Origin of the sequence: Pseudomonas benzopyrenica (assembly GCF_036884265.1) — a bacterium.
Taxonomy (GTDB): Bacteria; Pseudomonadota; Gammaproteobacteria; order Pseudomonadales; family Pseudomonadaceae; genus Chryseomonas; species Chryseomonas benzopyrenica.
Genome location: NZ_CP145723.1, coordinates 4474284 through 4488954, shown reverse-complemented (window position 1 = coordinate 4488954; position 14671 = coordinate 4474284). Strand labels below are relative to the sequence as shown.

The window sequence follows — 14671 nt, the reverse complement described above, 5'->3', positions numbered from 1 at the left end:
GTGACGTGCCCTTTGTCTTTTCTGCCCTATCGAAAATTATTTCGCCGCCCGCAATGGGGGCCCAAGACCTGCGCATGAACGAGATTTCCCTGCCCGAGCAGTACGATCTGCAGACCGCTGCCCTCAAGGTCCCGCCGCACTCCATCGAGGCCGAGCAGGCCGTGCTGGGTGGTCTGATGCTGGACAACAATGCCTGGGAGCGCGTGCTCGATCAGGTGTCCGATGGCGACTTCTATCGTCACGATCACAGACTCATTTTCCGCGCCGTGGCCCGTCTGGCCGAGCGCAACCAGCCGTTCGACGTGGTGACTCTGTCCGAACAGCTGGACAATGAAGGCCAGCTGCCCCAGGTGGGCGGCCTGGCCTATCTGGCCGAGCTGGCCAAGAACACCCCCTCGGTGGCCAACATCAAGGCCTATGCGCAGATCGTGCGCGAGCGGGCCACCCTGCGTCAGTTGATCGGTATCAGTGCCGACATCGCCGACAGCGCCTACAACCCGGAAGGGCGCGGCGCCAACGAGCTGCTCGACGAAGCCGAACGCAAGATCTTCGAGATCGCCGAGGCGCGGCCGAAATCCGGCGGTCCGATCGGGGTCAACGACATCCTGACCAAGGCCATCGACCGCATCGATACCCTGTTCAACTCCAGCGACGCCATCACCGGGGTCTCCACCGGTTTCGCCGACCTGGACGAAAAGACCAGCGGCCTGCAGCCGGCGGACCTGATCATCGTTGCCGGCCGCCCGTCGATGGGCAAGACCACCTTCGCCATGAACCTGGTGGAGAATGCGGTGCTGCGCACCGACAAGGCGGTGCTGGTGTTCTCCCTGGAGATGCCCGCCGACTCCATCGTGCTGCGGATGCTCTCGTCCCTCGGTCGCATCGACCAGACCAAGGTGCGTTCCGGCAAGCTGGACGATGACGACTGGCCGCGCCTGACCTCGGCGGTCAACCTGCTCAACGACCGCAAGTTGTTCATCGACGATACCGCCGGCATCAGCCCTTCGGAAATGCGCGCCCGGACCCGGCGCCTGGTGCGCGAGCACGGCGACCTGGCGTTGATCATGGTGGACTACCTGCAGCTGATGCAGATCGGTGGCAGCAGCGGCGAGAACCGCACCAACGAGATCTCCGAGATCTCCCGCTCGCTCAAGGGCCTGGCCAAGGAATTCAATTGCCCGGTGGTGGCGCTCTCCCAGCTCAACCGCTCGCTGGAGCAGCGGCCGAACAAGCGGCCGGTGAACTCCGACCTGCGTGAATCGGGCGCCATCGAGCAGGACGCCGACGTCATCATGTTCGTCTACCGGGACGAGGTGTATCACCCGGAGACCGAGTACAAGGGCGTGGCGGAAATCATCATCGGCAAGCAGCGTAACGGGCCGATCGGCACCACGCGGCTGGCCTTCATCGGTAAATACACCCGGTTCGAGAATCTCGCGCCCGGCAGCTACGTTTTCGAGGACGAATGATGGTCAAGGACAAGCTGAAGATCGCGGTCCTGCTCGGTGGCACCAGCGAAGAACGCGACGTATCCATCGCCAGCGGTGCCCAGGTGGTGGCGGCCCTGCGCCGGCGCGGGCACCAGGTGGTGACCGTGGACACCGCCCTGGGCCTGCTCGACGAAGACGCCGAGCGCGCGCTGCTGGAAGCCCGCGTCGGCCTCGAACCACCGGAGCGGACCGCCCTGGTGCGGATGCGCGGCCAGGATGCCGGTGCGGTGCTCAGCCGCGCCCAGCTGGGCGACCAGGATCTGCTGTTCCTCGCCCTGCATGGCGGGACCGGCGAGAACGGCACCCTGCAGACCCTGCTCGACCTGGCCGAGCTGCGCTACACCGGCAGCGGCCGGGTGGGCAGCGCCGTGGCCATGGACAAGGATCTCAGCAAGCGGCTGTTCCGTGCTGCCGGGGTGCCCACCGCCGACTGGCTGATGGCGCCCGCGGACGCCGCGACCGTAGCCGCGACGCTGGGCTTTCCGGTGATCGTCAAACCCAGCCAGCAGGGCTCCACCGTGGGCCTGAGCAAGGTCAGCCGCGCCGAGGACCTGCAATCGGCCATCGAGCTGGCGCTGCGCTACGACCGCGAGGTGATGATCGAGCGCTTCGTTGCCGGTCGTGAGCTGACCGTTGGGGTGCTGGGTGACCAGCCACTGGCGGTGGGCGAGATCGTGCTCGGCCAGAGTGGCGTGTTCGACTACACCAGCAAGTACCAGCCCAAGGGCGCGGTGGAAGTGTTTCCGGCCGAGGTCTCGACCGAGATCGCCGAGGAAGCGCGGCGGCTGGCCCTGGCCGCGCATCGGGCGCTCAAGCTCGACGGCTATAGCCGCGCCGACTTCCGCCTGGACGCCGAGGGGCGGCTCTGGTGCCTGGAGGTCAACACCCTGCCGGGCATGACCGCTACCAGTCTGCTACCGCAATCGGCGGCGGCCATGGGCATCGACTTCGACGAACTCTGCGAGCGGATCTGCCAGCTGGCCCTGCAAGACTGACCGCTACGCAGCCGGCGCCGCTATCGCTTCGGGTGGTGGCGGCTGCGTCTCCTGTCGAAGCCGGATCCGGATCCGCCGCCATGCCCCAGACGCTCACCCCGGTGCAGACCCGGGCGTTGTTCCTTTCCGCACTGCTGCTGTTCGTCCTGCCCTTCATCCTGGTCGACTTTCCCTACGTCGATGACAACTGGCGCATCCAGTTGGAGAACGGCCCAGAGTGGCGCCAGCAGGGGCGGGTGCTCACCGAGGTCTTCTACCGGCTGCTGACCTTCAGCGGCAGCACCCTCAATCTCTTTCCCCTGCCGCTGCTGATCGCCTGCGCCGCCGCCGCCTGGGCCTTGACCGATCTGGCCCGCCACTGCTTCGGCGCGCCGCGACCGACCCAGTGTCTGGCGCTCCTGCCGCTATGGTTCTCGCCGTTCTGGCTGGGCAATCTGACCTACCAGTACGATGGCCCGACCATGGCCCTGAGTCTGGTGGCGGTGATCTACGCGGTGATCTTTCGTAGTCGTCATACCGCGCTGGCGCTGCTGGTGCCGGCGGCGCTGCTGGCGGCGGCCATGGCCTTCTACCAGGTGGCGCTCAATGTCTTCATCGGGCTCTGCTGCCTGGAACTGATCCGTACGGTACAGCGCCGCGAGGCGCCCGAGCAGGCGCTGCGGCTGGTGCTGCGCCAGGGCCTGCAGCTGCTGCTGGGTGGCGTGCTCTATTACCTGACGGCCTACCAGCTGATGGCGACCACGCGGCACGCCGGCGTGGGCGGCCAGGTGCTGCCCGAGCTCTGGCACCGGCTGGGCGAGGTGCTGCACAGCGTTGGGCTGCTGATCACCCCGGGCAATCTCTGGCTGTGGTGGCTGTTCGGTGGGTTGGCCGCGCTCGGCTACGGCCTGGGCGGCCTGGCCTATGCCCGCGCCTACGGCCGCCGGGCGTTGCTGCCCCTGCTGCTGTACGGCGCGACCCTGCCGGTACTGGCCTTTTGCGTGGCCGGCATCACCCTGCTGTTCAGCGACTTCATCCTCGAGGCCCGCACCCTGATGGGGCTGGCGGTCGTCCTGACCCTGGCGCTGCTGCTGGCCCACGATCTGCTGGAGCGCCTCCAGCCTCGGTTGACCTGGCTGCTGGTGCTGCCGGTGCTGTGGATGCTGGCCCTGGCCTATGCCTATGGGCAGGTGCTCTCGGCGCAGAAGACCTTCGAGCGCGGTTTCGTCCAGGAGCTGCACCATGACCTCAGCAGTCGTCCGGAGCTGCGGCCGCTCAAGCGCCTGCTCTGGACCGGCGGTCCGCTGGAGGTGGCCTGGCTGCCGCTGGCGCAGAAGACCTTCGAGCAGGTGCCGGCCTTGCCCTTCATCCTCGGCCTGTCGCCGGGCAACTTCATGATCGCCGAGCGGCTGCTGGACCTGGGGGTGATCGACGATGCCGACAGCGACAGCTGCAGCCAGCGCGTAGCCGTGCCCGGGGCCGCCACGCCGCTGGTGGACAACCGTTTCTATGACATCTGGGCGCTGGGCGAGGACGGCTGCATCATCATGAAGCCACAGCGGCCCTGGGTGCCGTTCGAGTAGGGGGGGCTTGAGGGGTAGGTTGGGCAGAGCGCAGCGAAGCCCAACATTGTCAGGTCGTGCGCGGACTGTTGGGCTTCGACGATGGAGCCATCTCAGCCCAATCTACGGGTGCGAGGGCGATCAGCCGCGGCGCAGCTTGTAGCAGAGGAACAGGAAGGCCAGCCAGAACGGAATGGCGTAGACCGAAACGGCGATGCCGGGTATGCGCAGCATCAGCACCAGGATCATGCCGACGAAGGCCAGGCACAGCCAGTTGGCAACCGGCGACCAGAACGCCGGGAAGTGCGAGGTGCGCCCGGCCTGACGCTGGGCGGCGCGGAATTTCAGGTGGGTCAGGCTGATCAGCGCCCAGGCGATCACCAGCGAGGCCACCACCAGCGACATCAGCAGCTCCAGGGCATTCTGCGGCAGCAGATAGTTGACCACCACGCAGAGCAGGGTCACCGCCGAGGACACCGCGATGCCCAGCAGGGGCACTCCGCGGCGATTGGTGCGCAGCAGGGCGCGCGGGGCATCGCCCTGTTCGGCCAGGCCATAGAGCATGCGGCTGGTGCAGTAGACGCCGCTGTTGTAGACCGACAGCGCCGCGGTCAGCACCACGAAGTTGAGCAGGTGGGCGGCGGTATCGCTGCCGAGCAGGGCGAAGGTCTGCACGAAGGGGCTGCCGGCATAGTCGTCACCGCCGGCGCCGATGCTGCGCACCAGTTCGTCCCAGGGGTGCAGCGACAAGAGGATGGTCAGGGCGCCGACATAGAAGATCAGGATGCGCCAGACCACCTGGTTGATGGCCTTGGGAATCACGGTGCGCGGCTGGTCGGCTTCGGCGGCGGTGATGCCCACCAGCTCCAGGCCGCCAAAGGAAAACATGATGATCGCCAGCACGGCGAACAGGCCGCTCCAGCCGTTGGGCAGGAAACCGCCATGGCTCCAGAGATTGCTCACCGAGGCCTCGGGACCGCCGCTGCCACTGACCAGCAGCCAGAGCCCGAAGGCCATCATGCCGAGAATGGCCACCACCTTGATCAGCGCGAACCAGAATTCGGTCTCGCCGAAGGCCTTCACGTTGAACAGGTTGATCAGGTTGACCAGCACGAAGAACACCAGGGCGCTGGCCCAGGTCGGCACCTCGGGCCACCAGTACTGCACGTACTTACCCACCGCGGTGAGTTCCGACATGCCCACCAGCACATAGAGCACCCAGTAGTTCCAGCCGGAGAGAAAGCCCGGGAAGCGACCCCAGTAACGACTGGCGAAGTGGCTGAAGGAGCCGGCGACGGGTTCCTCGACGATCATCTCGCCGAGCTGGCGCATGATCAGGAAGGCGATGAAGCCGGCGATGGCGTAGCCGAGGATCATCGCCGGACCGGCCGACTTGAGCACCCCGGCCGAGCCGAGGAACAGACCGGTACCGATGGCTCCGCCGAGGGCGATCAGCTGGATGTGACGATTCTTCAGGCCGCGCTGCAACTGGCCGGCGGCGGGTTGGGGCTGGGACATGGAGGAGGGTGTCTCGGTGGTGAGGAAGGAGCGGGGCGCTATGGTAGCACTCCTGGTGGAGGCGGCATTGAGGGTGGGTCCAGAGCTGCCGTCGATAGCCAAAGGCAATCGATGTCCGGGGGCTGAACTGGTCATTTTTTGTGCTATTCTTCGCGCCCTCCCAAAAACACCCCTTTCCCGGAAGCTGCCATGCAAGCCGCCACGCCGCTGTTCGACTATCCGAAATACTGGGCCGAGTGCTTTGGTCCTGCACCCTTCCTGCCCATGAGTCGGGCGGAGATGGAGCAACTCGGCTGGGACAGCTGCGACATCATCATCGTCACCGGGGACGCCTACGTCGATCACCCGTCCTTTGGCATGGCCATCATCGGCCGGCTGCTGGAGGCCCAGGGCTTCCGCGTGGGCATCATCGCCCAGCCGGACTGGCATTCGAAGGACGACTTCATGAAGCTCGGCGAGCCGAATCTGTTCTTCGGTGTGGCCGCGGGCAACATGGATTCCATGATCAATCGCTACACCGCGGACAAGAAGGTCCGTTCCGACGACGCCTATACCCCGGGCAACGTCGCCGGCAAGCGTCCGGATCGCGCCAGCCTGGTCTACAGCCAGCGCTGCAAGGAAGCCTACAGCCACGTGCCGATCGTGCTCGGTGGCATCGAGGCCTCGCTGCGCCGGATCGCCCACTACGACTACTGGCAGGACAAGGTCCGGCGCTCGATTCTGATGGACGCGACCGCCGACATCCTGCTCTATGGCAACGCCGAGCGGGCGGTGGTGGAGATCGCCCAGCGGCTGTCGCGTGGCGAGCGCGTCGAGGCCATCACCGACGTACGCGGTACCGCCTTCATCCGGCGGGACACGCCCGCGGGCTGGTTCGAGGTCGACTCGACCCGCATCGACCGTCCCGGTCGCGTCGACAAGATCATCAATCCCTACGTGAATACGCAGGACACCGAGGCCTGTGCCATCGAGCAGGCGAAAGGTGAGGTCGAGGATCCCAACGAAGCCAAGGTGGTGCAGCTGCTGGAAAGCCCGCGCATGACCCGCGACAAGACGGTGATCCGCCTGCCGTCCTTCGAGAAGGTGCGCAACGACCCGGTGCTCTATGCCCACGCCAACCGCGTGCTGCACCTGGAAACCAATCCGGGCAACGCCCGCGCGCTGGTGCAGCGGCATGGCGAGGTGGACGTCTGGTTCACGCCGCCGCCCATCCCCATGACCACCGAGGAAATGGACTATGTGTTCGGCATGCCCTATGCGCGCGTGCCGCACCCGGCCTATGGCAAGGAAAAGATCCCGGCCTACGAGATGATCCGCTTCTCGGTCAACATCATGCGCGGCTGCTTCGGTGGCTGCACCTTCTGCTCCATCACCGAGCACGAAGGCCGGATCATCCAGAATCGCTCCCACGACTCGATCATCCGCGAGATCGAGGAGATGCGCGACAAGGTGCCGGGCTTCACCGGGGTGGTCTCGGACCTGGGCGGGCCGACCGCCAATATGTACCGCATCGCCTGCAAGGACCCGGAGATCGAGCGCCACTGCCGCAAGCCGTCGTGCGTCTTCCCCGGCATCTGCGAGAACCTCAACACCGATCACTCCTCGCTGATCGAGCTGTACCGCAAGGCGCGGGCGCTGCCGGGGGTGAAGAAGATCCTGATCGCCTCGGGGCTGAGATACGACCTGGCCGTGGAGTCGCCCGAGTACGTCAAGGAACTGGTCACCCACCATGTCGGCGGCTACCTGAAGATCGCGCCCGAGCACACCGAGCGTGGTCCGCTGGACAAGATGATGAAGCCGGGCATCGGCAGCTATGACCGCTTCAAGCAGATGTTCGAGAAGTACACCAAGGAGGCTGGCAAGGAGCAGTACCTGATCCCCTACTTCATCGCCGCGCACCCGGGTACCACCGACGAGGACATGATGAACCTCGCGCTGTGGCTCAAGCGCAACGGCTTCCGTGCGGATCAGGTCCAGGCCTTCTATCCCTCGCCGATGGCCACCGCCACGGCCATGTACCACTCGGGCAAGAATCCGCTGCGCAAGGTCACCTACAAGAGCGACGGCGTGACCATCGTCAAGAGCGACCAGCAGCGCCGCCTGCACAAGGCCTTCCTGCGCTACCACGATCCCAAGGGCTGGCCGCTGCTGCGCGAGGCGCTCAAGGAGATGGGCCGCGCCGACCTGATCGGGCCGGGCAAGCACCAGTTGATCCCGGCCACCCAGCCGGTGGGCGACACCGGTTACCAGAGCGCGCGGCGCAAGAACTCCACCCCGGTGGGCAGTAAGAAAACCGGGACGGGCGGTGGCCGCATCCTCACCCAGCATACCGGCCTGCCGCCCCGCGCCAGCGACGGCAGCAAGGCCTGGGACAAGGGCCAGGAAGGCCAGGCCGCCGGCTACGCCAAGGGCGGTCCGCGCAAGAAGTCGCGGCGCCAGCCGAACATGCCGCGGTAAAATCCTTTGATCGCGGCCATGGGCCGCTCCTACAGAGAGCGATGCTTTTGTAGGAGCGGCCCATGGCCGCGATGGCTCTTAATGATTTTCATCTCTCAAGGACGAGCGATGCCATCACGTCATGCGGCGCTACGCAGGGGCCGGGTTTCTTTGCCTGGCCAGCTGTATCTCCTCACCACTACCACCGTGCAGCGCCAACCACTGTTCGCCAACTTCCCCGTGGCGTGCACGGCTGCCCGTACTTTCAACGACCATCGTTTGTTCGGTGACGCTCAGTTGCTGGCCTGGGTGTTGATGCCAGATCACGCGCATTGGCTGATAGCGCTCGGCGAGCGATTCAGTCTGGGCGAGTTGGTTCTTCGTTTGAAGTCGGCGAGTGCGCGCCGCATCAATGCTATCCGAAAGACACAAGGGGCAATCTGGGCGCCGGCCTATCATGACCATGCTCTCAGAGCCGAAGAAGACGTCCAGGCAGTGGCGCGGTACATCGTTGCCAATCCGGTAAGGGCAGGATTGGTGCGGAGGGTGGGCGATTATCCGTTTTGGGATGCGGTGTGGTTGTAGATCGTGCCACGGGTCTTATCGCGGCCATGGGCCGCTCCTACAGTCCCCGGCCCATGGCCGCGATAAGAAGGTGCCGTAGGAGCGGCTGCATCGGCGGACCGCCATGGCCGCGATCCACCGCGCTACCCGCGCAATTCGGCGAAATGGGCCTGCATGCGCTCGGCGTCGGCGCTGCGGCCGCTGAAGAGTTCGAAGGCCTTGACCGCCTGGAACACGGCCATGGTGCCGCCGTCGAGGGTGCGGCAGCCGAGGGCGCGGGCCTGGCGCAGCAGCTCGGTTTCCAGCGGGAAATAGATGATCTCGGCGACCCAGAGGCCGGGGTGCAGCAGTTCGGCCGGCAGTGGCATACCGGGCAGCTTGGCCATGCCCACCGGCGAGGTGTTGACCAGGCCATCGGCAGCGGCGACCGCGGCGGCCCGGTCGGTGCCGACCGCGGCGCGACCGGGGCCGAAGTGGCGGGTCAGGTTGTCCACCAGCGCCTGGGCGCGCTCGGCCTCGACGTCGAAGATGAACAGCTGGTCCACTCCCTCGGCGAGCAGGGCGTGGGCCACGGCGCTACCGGCGCCACCGGCACCCAGTTGCACCACCAGGCGCTTGGCCACGTCCGGCAGGCCGCGGCGAAAGCCTTCGGCGAAGCCCAGGCAGTCGGTGTTGTGGCCCACGGTGCGACCGTCGGCCAGGACCACGGTGTTCACCGCGCCGATGCCGCGCGCCTCGGGGGAGAGGTCGTCGAGCAGCGGGATGATCGCCTGCTTGCAGGGAAAGGTGATGTTGAGGCCGGTGAAGCCGGTGCGCTGGGCGGCCTGCAGCAGCTCGGGCAGGGCGTCGGCCGTGAGGCCGAGTACGTCCAGGTCGATCAGGCGGTAGAGGTATCTGAGGCCCTGGGCGTCGCCTTCGCGTTCGTGCATGGCAGGCGTCAGCGAGGCCTGGATGCCTGCACCGATCAGGCCGGCGAGGACGGATTTGGATGCGGTCATGGACTTAGTTTCCCTGGTGGGCGATGAGGGCGGCGATGGCGGCGCGATAGCCCTGGCTGCCGAGGCCGCAGGTGACGCCGACGGCGATGCCCGAGACATAGGAATGATGACGGAAGGCTTCGCGGCGATGCACGTTGGACAGGTGCACCTCGTAGACCGGCAGCTCGCTGGCCACCAGGGCGTCGCGCAAGGCCACCGAGGTGTGGGTCCAGGCGGCGGGATTGATCACCACCCCGGCATAGGCGCCGCGGGCCGCGTGGATCCAGTCGAGCAATTCGCCCTCGTGGTTGGTCTGGCGGAAGTCCACCTCGTAACCCTCGGCGGCGGCGGTCTCGGTACACAGCCGGGCGACGTCGGCCAGGGTTTCGTGGCCGTAGGTGGCGGGCTCGCGGGTGCCGAGCAGATTGAGGTTGGGGCCGTTGAGGACCAGGATGCGGCGGGACATGGCGTTCTCTCTGTTGTTGTCTAGCCGGGCGGACCAACGCCCGGCGTTGCAGAGAAAATGTACCAGCTGGTTAATTTCGTCAATCCGCCGCCGGGGTGTTGCGCCGGAAGCGTTCGATTATCGACCCTGGTGACCTAGATCGCCACCAGTCCGCGCACTCCTTCGGCCTCCATGTCGGCGCCGCGACCGCGCTGGACGATCTCGCCGCGGGACATCACCAGGTAGCCGTCGGCCAGTTCGCTGGCGAAGTCGTAGAACTGCTCCACCAACAGGATGGCCATGTCGCCACGCTTGGCCAGGTGGGCGATGACGGTGCCGATCTCCTTGATCACCGAGGGCTGGATGCCCTCGGTGGGTTCGTCGAGGATCAGCAGCCGCGGGCGGCTGGCCAGGGCGCGGCCGATGGCCAGTTGCTGCTGCTGGCCGCCGGAGAGGTCGCCACCGCGACGCTGGCGCATCTGCCGGAGCACCGGAAAGAGTTCGTAGATGGACTCCGGCACCTCGCGGGCCTCGCGGGCGGGAAAGCGCGACAGGCCCATGAGCAGATTTTCCTCGACGGTGAGACGCGGAAAGATCTCGCGGCCCTGGGGCACGTAGGCGATGCCGGATTGCACCCGCTGGTGCGGCTTGCGGGCGGTGATGTCCTGGCCTTCCCAGATGACGCTGCCGCGCTTGGCCGGGATCAGGCCCATGAGGCAGCGCAGCAGGGTGGTCTTGCCGACGCCGTTGCGGCCGAGCAGGCTGGTGACCTCGCCGATGGGGGCCTCGAAGGACAGGCCGCGCAGGATGTGGCTGCCGCCGTAGTATTGATGGAGTTCGTTGACCTGGAGCATGGGCGCCTCGTAAAGATTTTATCGCGGCCATGGGCCGCTCCTACGGCGACATCGGCACCTGTAGGAGCGGTCGCAGCGGCGAACCGCCATGGCCGCGATCAATTGAAAGCAGGGGCGCTAGCGCCCCAGATACACCTCGATCACCTGGTCGTTGGCCTGGACCTGGTCCAGCGAGCCTTCGGCCAGGACATGACCCTGGTGCAGCACGGTGACGTGGTCGGCGATGCTGCCGACGAAGCCCATGTCGTGCTCCACCACCATCAGCGAGTGCCGGGGCACCAGCGACTTGAACAGCTCGGCGGTGAATTCGGTCTCGGCGTCGGTCATGCCGGCCACGGGTTCGTCGAGCAGCAAGAGTTGCGGCTCCTGCACCAGCAGCATGCCGATCTCGAGGAATTGCTTCTGGCCGTGGGACAGCAGCCCGGCGGTGCGCCCGCGCGACTCCTGCAGGCGGATGGTGCCGAGCACCTCCTCCAGGCGGTCGCGCTGTTCGCCGGAGAGTCGCGCGCGCAGGCTGGCCCAGACCGACTTGTCGGTCCGTTGCGCCAGCTCCAGGTTTTCCCAGACGGTCAGGGCCTCGAACACCGTGGGCTTCTGGAACTTGCGGCCGATGCCGGCCTGGGCGATCTGCACCGGTTGCAGGCGGGTCAGGTCCAGGGTCTCGCCGAACCAGGCGCTGCCGCGGTCGGGGCGGGTCTTGCCGGTGATGACGTCCATCATGGTGGTCTTGCCGGCGCCGTTGGGGCCGATGATGCAGCGCAATTCGCCGACGCCGATGTAGAGATTGAGGTCGCGCAGGGCCTTGAAGCCGTCGAAGCTGACCTCGATGCCTTCCAGGCTGAGGATGGTGCCGTGGCGAGTGTCCAGGCCCTTGCCGGCGCGATGGCCGAGACCGCTGGCCTCGGCGCCGATGCCGGGATCGAGCACTTCCGCGGCGGTGGGGGGAATGGGGGCGGCTTTCATGCGTCGCGCTCCTTCTTGATGAGGCCGATCACGCCACGCGGCAGGTAGAGGGTGACGACGATGAACAGGGCGCCGAGAAAGAACAGCCAGTATTCGGGAAAGGCCACGGTGAACCAGCTCTTGGCTCCGTTGACGATGCCGGCGCCGAGCACCGGGCCGATCAGGCTGCCGCGTCCGCCGAGGGCGACCCAGATGGCCGCTTCGATGGAGTTGGTCGGAGCCATCTCGCTGGGGTTGATGATGCCCACCTGGGGCACATAGAGGGCGCCGGCCAGGCCGCAGAGCACTGCCGAGAGCACCCAGACGAACAGCTTGAAGCCGCGCGGATCGTAGCCGCAGAAGGTCACCCGGTTCTCGGCGTCACGAATCGCCGTGAGGATGCGGCCGAACTTGCTCTGCGCCAGGCGCCAGCCCAGCCAGAGGCTGGCCACCAGCAGGGCCACGGTGAGCAGGAAGAGCACCGCGCGGGTGCCCTGGGCGGCCACCGGAAAGCCCAGCAGGGTGGTGAAGCCGGTGAAGCCGTTGTTGCCGCCGAAGCCGGTCTCGTTGCGAAAGAACAGCAGCATGCCAGCAAAGGTCAGCGCCTGGGTCATGATCGAGAAATAGACCCCCTTGATCTTCGAGCGGAAGGCGAAGAAACCGAACGCCAGGGCCAGCAGGCCGGGGGCCAGCACCGCTAGGCACAGCGCCCAGAGGAAATGGTCGGTACCGGCCCAGAACCAGGGATAGCTGGTCCAGGAGAGAAAGCTCATGAACGGCGGCAGACCGTCGCCGGCGGCCTGGCGCATCAGGTACATGCCCATGGCGTAGCCGCCGAGGGCGAAGAACAGCCCGTGGCCGAGGGAGAGCATCCCGGCATAGCCCCAGACCAGGTCCAGCGCCAGGGCGACGATGGCGTAGCAGAGGATCTTGCCCACCAGGGTCAGGGTGTAGGCCGAGACCTGGAAGGGGTTGTCGGCCGGCAGCAGGGACAGCAGCGGCAGGGCGATCAGCACGGCGAGGGCCAGGCCGAGCACGGCCAGGCTCAGGCGCGGGCCGGCTTTCTGCACAGCGGTAAGCGCGAGTGGCTGGTTCAATCGATGACCCTCCCCTTGAGGGCGAACAGGCCCTGGGGCCTTTTCTGGATGAACAGGATGATCAGGCCGAGGATGAGAATCTTGCCCAGCACGGCGCCGATCTGGGGTTCGAGGATCTTGTTGACGATGCCCAGGCCGAAGGCCGCCAGTACGCTACCGGCCAATTGGCCGACGCCACCGAGCACCACCACCAGGAAGGAGTCGATGATGTAGCTCTGGCCGAGGTCCGGGCCGACGTTGCCGATCTGCGACAGGGCCACGCCACCGAGGCCGGCGATGCCGGAGCCAAGGCCGAAGGCGAGCATGTCGATGCGCCCGGTGGGGACGCCGCAGCAGGCGGCCATGTTGCGATTCTGGGTCACGGCGCGCACGTTGAGGCCCAGCCGGGTCTTGTTCAGCAGGGCCCAGGTCAGGACCAGTACGAAGACCACGAAGCCGAGGATGATCACCCGGTTCCACGGCAGGAGCAGGTTGGGCAGCACCTGGATGCCGCCGGACAGCCAGGCGGGGTTGGCCACCTCGACGTTCTGGGCGCCGAACAGCACCCGCACCGCCTGGATCAGCATCAGGCTGATCCCCCAGGTGGCCAGCAGGGTTTCCAGCGGTCGGCCATAGAGATGGCGGATCACGGTGCGCTCCAGCGCCATGCCGATGGCGGCGGTGACGGCGAAGGCCACCGGCAGCGCCAGCAGCGGGTACCAGGCCAGCCACTCGGGGGCGAGGCGCTGCAGGGTCAGCTGTACCACATAGGTGCTGTAGGCACCGAGCATCAGCATCTCGCCGTGGGCCATGTTGATGACGCCGAGCAGGCCATAGGTGATGGCCAGGCCCAGGGCGGCCAGCAGCAGGATGGAGCCCAGCGACAACCCGGTGAAGGCCTGGCCGAGCAGGTCGCCCAGCAACAGCTTGCGCTCGACCTGGGCAAGGCCGGTGGCGGCGGCCTTGCGGACGTCTTCGTTGGCTTCCACGGCCGGATCGAGCAGGGCCTGCAGGCGGGTCTTGGCCTGGGGCTCGCCGGATTCGCCGAGCAGCCGCACCGCGGCCAGGCGCACGGCGGGATCGGGATCGGTCAGCTGCAGATTGGCCAGGGCGGCGGCAAGGGCGCCTTTCACGTCCTTGTCCGCTTCGCTCTGCAGGCGCTTTTCCAGGAAGGGTCGCTGCTCGGGCTTGGCCTCCTGGCGCAGGGCCTGGGCGGCGGCCAGGCGCACGCCGGCATCCGCGGAGAGCAACCCGCCGCTGGCCTGGGCGGCGCCGATGAGGATGCGCAGGCGGTTGTTCAGGCGCACCGGCTTGGGCGTGCCGGTGGGGGCGGTGGCGTCACCTTCGGCGGCGCTGTAGCTGTCGCCGGTCTTGTAGAAGGGGCGCTTGTCTTCGTCGACATAGAAGCGGCCGTCCTGCAGCGCCTGGAGGACCGGGAGTTGGGCGGTGTCGGGTTCGGCGGCCCATGCTTGCAGGAGTTTGGCCTGGTCGTTGGCGCTGGCGGCGGCCAGCTCGGCGGCGGGACCGGCCTGGGCGGTGCCCACGAGCAGCAACAGCAGGGGCAGAAGAAAAAGGCGTAGGGACATACTCGGCCTCGTCGATGGGTAAAGGCTCCTGCACGACGTCTCCCGGGGGAGGGCGGGCGTGGCCTCGTTTCTGGTGTCGGGCGCCTGGCGGTCTGACCGGGTGCGCTGGCGAGCCCTCACCCCGGCCCTCTCCCAGGGGGAGAGGGGGAGGAGCGGAGCGGTGGTGGTGCGGGTGTTTCCTGTTGGCTGCGGAACGCCTTTTGCCCTCACCCCAACCCTCTCCCCCGAGGGAGAGGGGGTAAGAGCT

12 protein-coding genes are annotated in these 14671 nt (G+C 66.8%); 5 read left to right on the top strand and 7 right to left on the bottom strand.

Annotated elements, in window-relative coordinates:
• The first annotated feature begins 74 nt into the window (after positions 1–74).
• From dnaB to V6W80_RS21210, 3 genes are all read left to right on the top strand, one after another.
• Positions 75–1469 (top strand): replicative DNA helicase, encoded by a 1395-nt coding sequence (gene dnaB / locus V6W80_RS21220; RefSeq protein ID WP_017642919.1) that lies wholly within the window; start codon positions 75–77, stop codon positions 1467–1469.
• Positions 1469–2485: a D-alanine--D-alanine ligase gene (locus tag V6W80_RS21215; protein WP_338547489.1), complete on the top strand. Its 1017-nt coding sequence runs from the start codon at positions 1469–1471 to the stop codon at positions 2483–2485. The genes dnaB and V6W80_RS21215 overlap by 1 nt, the downstream gene beginning before the upstream one ends.
• Positions 2486–2565: 80 nt before the next feature.
• Positions 2566–4047, top strand: coding sequence for a glucosyltransferase domain-containing protein (locus tag V6W80_RS21210; RefSeq protein WP_338545332.1), 1482 nt, complete (start codon positions 2566–2568; stop codon positions 4045–4047).
• Between the two features lie 120 nt (positions 4048–4167).
• Here the strand turns inward: V6W80_RS21210 and V6W80_RS21205 are convergent, their stop codons facing one another.
• Complete coding sequence (locus V6W80_RS21205; RefSeq protein WP_017642922.1) at positions 4168–5544, bottom strand: amino acid permease; 1377 nt, start codon at positions 5542–5544, stop codon at positions 4168–4170.
• A 189-nt stretch (positions 5545–5733) separates the two neighbouring features.
• Here V6W80_RS21205 and V6W80_RS21200 point away from each other — a divergent pair, with 189 nt between their 5' ends.
• Both V6W80_RS21200 and V6W80_RS21195 read left to right on the top strand, forming a co-directional pair.
• Positions 5734–8001: a YgiQ family radical SAM protein gene (locus V6W80_RS21200; RefSeq protein WP_338545331.1), complete on the top strand. Its 2268-nt coding sequence runs from the start codon at positions 5734–5736 to the stop codon at positions 7999–8001.
• Positions 8002–8109: 108 nt separating this feature from the next.
• Positions 8110–8565 carry an REP-associated tyrosine transposase gene (locus V6W80_RS21195; protein ID WP_338545330.1) on the top strand — a complete coding sequence of 152 codons (456 nt, stop codon included), beginning with the start codon at positions 8110–8112 and terminating at the stop codon, positions 8563–8565.
• A gap of 122 nt (positions 8566–8687) precedes the next feature.
• Here the strand turns inward: V6W80_RS21195 and V6W80_RS21190 are convergent, their stop codons facing one another.
• The 6 genes from V6W80_RS21190 to urtB all read right to left on the bottom strand — a co-directional run bounded on the left by V6W80_RS21190 (position 8688) and on the right by urtB (position 14424).
• On the bottom strand, positions 8688–9542 hold the full coding sequence (locus V6W80_RS21190; RefSeq protein WP_064307637.1) for a shikimate dehydrogenase: 855 nt from the start codon (positions 9540–9542) through the stop codon (positions 8688–8690).
• A 4-nt stretch (positions 9543–9546) separates the two neighbouring features.
• Positions 9547–9987 carry a type II 3-dehydroquinate dehydratase gene (gene aroQ / locus V6W80_RS21185; RefSeq protein ID WP_338545329.1) on the bottom strand — a complete coding sequence of 147 codons (441 nt, stop codon included), beginning with the start codon at positions 9985–9987 and terminating at the stop codon, positions 9547–9549.
• A gap of 134 nt (positions 9988–10121) precedes the next feature.
• Complete coding sequence (gene urtE / locus V6W80_RS21180) at positions 10122–10820, bottom strand: urea ABC transporter ATP-binding subunit UrtE (protein ID WP_338545328.1); 699 nt, start codon at positions 10818–10820, stop codon at positions 10122–10124.
• A 117-nt stretch (positions 10821–10937) separates the two neighbouring features.
• A complete protein-coding gene (gene urtD / locus V6W80_RS21175) occupies positions 10938–11783 on the bottom strand; it encodes an urea ABC transporter ATP-binding protein UrtD (RefSeq protein WP_064307639.1) in 846 nt (281 codons plus the stop codon).
• On the bottom strand, positions 11780–12859 hold the full coding sequence (urtC, locus tag V6W80_RS21170; RefSeq protein WP_068383233.1) for an urea ABC transporter permease subunit UrtC: 1080 nt from the start codon (positions 12857–12859) through the stop codon (positions 11780–11782). The genes urtD and urtC overlap by 4 nt, the downstream gene beginning before the upstream one ends.
• Positions 12856–14424 (bottom strand): urea ABC transporter permease subunit UrtB, encoded by a 1569-nt coding sequence (gene urtB / locus V6W80_RS21165; protein ID WP_338545327.1) that lies wholly within the window; start codon positions 14422–14424, stop codon positions 12856–12858. The genes urtC and urtB overlap by 4 nt, the downstream gene beginning before the upstream one ends.
• Positions 14425–14671: the final 247 nt, after the last annotated feature.

What these genes read in the sequence shown, in the direction of transcription:
- dnaB (WP_017642919.1), top strand. Translation starts at nt 75, where the DNA reads ATGAACGAGATTTCCCTGCCCGAGCAGTACGATCTGCAGACCGCTGCC.
- V6W80_RS21215 (WP_338547489.1), top strand. Translation starts at nt 1,469, where the DNA reads ATGGTCAAGGACAAGCTGAAGATCGCGGTCCTGCTCGGTGGCACCAGC.
- V6W80_RS21210 (WP_338545332.1), top strand. Translation starts at nt 2,566, where the DNA reads ATGCCCCAGACGCTCACCCCGGTGCAGACCCGGGCGTTGTTCCTTTCC.
- V6W80_RS21205 (WP_017642922.1), bottom strand. Translation starts at nt 5,544, where the DNA reads ATGTCCCAGCCCCAACCCGCCGCCGGCCAGTTGCAGCGCGGCCTGAAG.
- V6W80_RS21200 (WP_338545331.1), top strand. Translation starts at nt 5,734, where the DNA reads ATGCAAGCCGCCACGCCGCTGTTCGACTATCCGAAATACTGGGCCGAG.
- V6W80_RS21195 (WP_338545330.1), top strand. Translation starts at nt 8,110, where the DNA reads ATGCCATCACGTCATGCGGCGCTACGCAGGGGCCGGGTTTCTTTGCCT.
- V6W80_RS21190 (WP_064307637.1), bottom strand. Translation starts at nt 9,542, where the DNA reads ATGACCGCATCCAAATCCGTCCTCGCCGGCCTGATCGGTGCAGGCATC.
- aroQ (WP_338545329.1), bottom strand. Translation starts at nt 9,987, where the DNA reads ATGTCCCGCCGCATCCTGGTCCTCAACGGCCCCAACCTCAATCTGCTC.
- urtE (WP_338545328.1), bottom strand. Translation starts at nt 10,820, where the DNA reads ATGCTCCAGGTCAACGAACTCCATCAATACTACGGCGGCAGCCACATC.
- urtD (WP_064307639.1), bottom strand. Translation starts at nt 11,783, where the DNA reads ATGAAAGCCGCCCCCATTCCCCCCACCGCCGCGGAAGTGCTCGATCCC.
- urtB (WP_338545327.1), bottom strand. Translation starts at nt 14,424, where the DNA reads ATGTCCCTACGCCTTTTTCTTCTGCCCCTGCTGTTGCTGCTCGTGGGC.